Source organism: Flagellimonas abyssi, assembly GCF_019457905.1.
Lineage (GTDB): Bacteria > Bacteroidota > Bacteroidia > Flavobacteriales > Flavobacteriaceae > Flagellimonas > Flagellimonas abyssi.
The window spans coordinates 1-3,496 of the sequence record NZ_JAHZSV010000045.1; the positions used below are offsets into that span (position 1 = coordinate 1).

Consider the following 3,496-nt stretch of genomic DNA (forward strand, 5'->3'; position numbering starts at 1 on the left):
AGTTTGCGTACAATTCAAACACAGGCTTTATGTGGGAGGAAGCTTATGAAGTTATAGCAAATGCCAATGTTATCATCAATACAGATTTGTCTACTCTTGAGGGGGATTTGGCATATGGAGAGCATCTTCAAGGTGGTGCTATGATTTTGCGTGCGCTTGCTCATTATGATTTACTTCGTGTTTATGGGCAGCAACATGCAGAAGGAGGGAATTTAGGAGTTCCTATTATTACTGAGTTTAAAGGTGAAGATCTGTATCCTTCTAGAAATACTATAGATGAAGTGAAAGCTGCAATCTATGATGATTTGGAGACAGCTTTTGATATGATGGATTCCAGTTATGACACTTCAAGTATCTTTGTATCTAAATTTGTAGCTAAGGCTTTGGAGGCGCGCGTTGCAGTATATTTTGGAGATTGGGATCGTGCGGTATCGGCATCTGAAGCTGTAATAGGTTCAGGTATGTACTCTATCATTGGAGCTGATGATTTTGTAAGCAGTTGGGCTTCTGATGGTGGTTCTAATGTGATTTTTGAATTGGCCTACAGTGATGCCGATAACCAAGGCTCAAACGCATTATCTTACATCTACAGGTATCCAGGGGATGCTCCAAACGGATATGGTGACCTACAGGTTGTAAGCACTGTGATTGATCTTTTTGAGGAAGATGATGTTCGTATTGATATCTTGGGCTATCAAGATGAAGGTGCACGTTTGCGTAATATTGGGAAATATCCTGATACTGCTGTAGGTGCTGATAATATACCACTTTTTAGGTATGAAGAAGTTATCCTCAACTATGCAGAAGCGTTGTTGGAAACAGGAGGTGATGCGCTTACTCAATTGAATTTGATAACGAGTAACAGAGGTGCGACGCCATACGTATCTGCTACTAAGGAAAACATTCTTTTGGAAAGACGTAAGGAGCTTATGTTTGAAGGTTTCCGTTTTGATGACATGATGAGGACAGGTCAAGACGTGCCTTATTGGAATACTACTGAGACTCTTTTGGGTACTCAGACTTATCCCAATAATTTGTTTGCCTACCCAATTCCTCTGGGTGAGTTAAATGCAAACTCTAATATGGAGCCAAACGAAGGCTACTAAAAGTAGTTTACTATAAGTTATAATGCCCCGCCTAATCAGCGGGGTTTTTTTATGGCCCAACTTTTCACATTTCTTTAGAAACAAAACTTTTACCTTTGCTCAACCAATATCATGGAATGAGATATTTAGCATTGACCCTACTTTTATTGATTGGCCAATCAGTCTTGGCGCAACAAGATTCGATTCCTCCAAAAAAAGAGGGAGACTCTATAAGGCTGCAAGAAAAAGATACTCTTGCGTTACGGCAGAAGGATTCGGTTGCCGTAGATTCAATGCCTGCAAAGCCCAAAAGAAGAGATTCTGCTAAGTTAGAGGCCAAACAAAAAGATTCTGTGAGCATCAGAGATTACAAAATAATCTCATATTACGGCGACACTACTGTAGTCGACACGACTCTTTCCATAAGAAAAGATTACATCTACAATTATTTAAGGAAGGACGATTTTGAATTAATGCCCTTTGCCAATATGGGCCAGCCCTATAATGAGCTAGGTAAAAGCTTTTCTTCTGCACCTTATTATCCGCGCATAGGGGCGAAGGCCAAACATCCCGGTTATTTTGAAAAAGAGGATGTCAACTATTATCATGTTCCTACCCCGATGACAGAGCTCATGTTCAAAACCACGTTTGAGCAGGGTCAGTATCTAGATGCATTGCTAACCTTTAATGTGTCCGAACGGTTCAATATGTCGGTTGCCTATAATGGATTCAGGTCACTGGGTAAATATAGGTATGAGGAAGCCCAGGATGGAAAGTTTAGGACAACATTCAGTTATGTTACCAAAAATAGAAGGTATTCTCTCAAGGGGCATATAGCGGCTCAAGAAATGCAGAGCGAGGAAAGTGGGGGTTTAAGGAACAAGAGTCAATTTGAGGACGACCTGCCCGATTTTCAGGATAGAGCAAAAATTGACCTATTGTATACAAACGCCAATAATAGAATATTGGGCAAGCGCTATTTTTTGAACCATCAATTCAAATTGGTAAATCATAAAAAAGATTCTACGGACAATTCACCCACCGCATTGGCTATAGGGCATGAATTCAGCTATGAGACCAAAATGTACGACTTTGAACAAACACAGCAGAACGATGCCTTCGGGCAAGACCCATTCTTGGTTCCAATAGAAGATAGGGCGAGATTGAAAACAATGTTCAATAAAGGATTTGTGGAATTTTCAAACAAAATACTTGGCAGGCTTTCCGGCAGTGTATCATTGTTCAACTATAATTATTTTTTCAATAGTATATTGTTCACCGATGAAGGTGTCATACAAAATAAGCTGCAAGGAGAAGAAATTGTGGTTGGAGGTAGTTATCGTAACCGCATAGGGCCTTTGTATTTGGAGGGAAGTGTCGATTGTACGGTGGTAGGCGAACTTACGGCGAATAAGTTTGATGCCAGGGCAAGATATACATTGAATGAGGGTAATTCATTGTTGGGGTCTGTCCATGTATCATCTAGGATGCCCGATTTCAACTACTTGTTGTATCAAAGTGATTATCGAAACTTCAATTGGCAAAATACGGACACATTTGATAACATTCGTACAAAGAGTATAAAATTTGGTTTTGATTCCAGAACCTACGGCCTTTTGAGCGCTGAGTACAGTACGCTGGATAATTATACATATTTCGCATCCACGGCAACTGAGGAAGAAATAGGATTGGGTCAGGAAACGGCATTTGTAAGGCCCTTTCAGGAATCGGGCGCGGTAAACCACTTAAAAGTTAAATATGAAAAAGAAATAAAATGGAGAAAGTGGGCATTAATGAATACGGTAATGTATCAAGAGGTAGATCAAGGCAATCAAGTGCTCAATCTTCCACAGGTGGTTACACGGAATAGTCTATACTTTTCAAGTGATGTATTTAAAAAAGCGATGTTTCTGCAAACAGGGGTAACCTTTAAATACTTCACATCATATAATATGGATGCATACAATCCACTGTTGGGGGAATTTTATATTCAGAACAACGAAGAGTTGGGAGGATATCCCTTATTGGACGTTTTTATAAACGCCAAGGTGAAACAGACCCGTATTTTTTTAAAGGCAGAACACTTGAATTCCATTTTTTCAGAACCTAATTATTACTCCGCTCCAAATTATCCTTACCGCGATTTTGTTATCAGATTTGGGTTGGTCTGGAATTTATTTTCATAAAATTCGTTAAGAAGTGAAAAACGAAAACCTGAAAAACAAGTAGTTATAAATTAATTGATTTTTTTTCAAAAAAAATATCGAAAAACATTTTGCGGTAAGAAAATAACGTGCGTATATTTGCACCCGCTTAGCTGATAAGGCAGGGCGCTTTCGAAAGGCAGAAAGGCTGAAAAACGAAAGGAAAAAACAAAGAAGTTCATATACATATTGTAACGACAGCGTAGA

2 protein-coding genes are annotated in these 3,496 nt (G+C 39.2%); both read left to right on the forward strand.

Features of this window, described 5'->3' with window-relative positions; genetic code table 11:
• On the forward strand, nucleotides 1-1,106 hold a 1,106-nt coding region (locus K1F36_RS18305; RefSeq protein WP_220115080.1), incomplete at its 5' end, for a RagB/SusD family nutrient uptake outer membrane protein.
• Nucleotides 1,107-1,222: 116 nt separating this feature from the next.
• The gene (locus tag K1F36_RS18310; protein WP_220115081.1) at nucleotides 1,223-3,271 is read left to right on the forward strand and encodes a putative porin; all 2,049 of its coding nucleotides are present in this window, start codon (nucleotides 1,223-1,225) and stop codon (nucleotides 3,269-3,271) included.
• The last annotated feature ends 225 nt before the right edge of the window (nucleotides 3,272-3,496 follow it).

Bases quoted from the DNA above. Each gene is read 5' to 3' on its own strand.
- K1F36_RS18310 (WP_220115081.1), top strand. From the start codon at position 1,223: ATGAGATATTTAGCATTGACCCTACTTTTATTGATTGGCCAATCAGTC.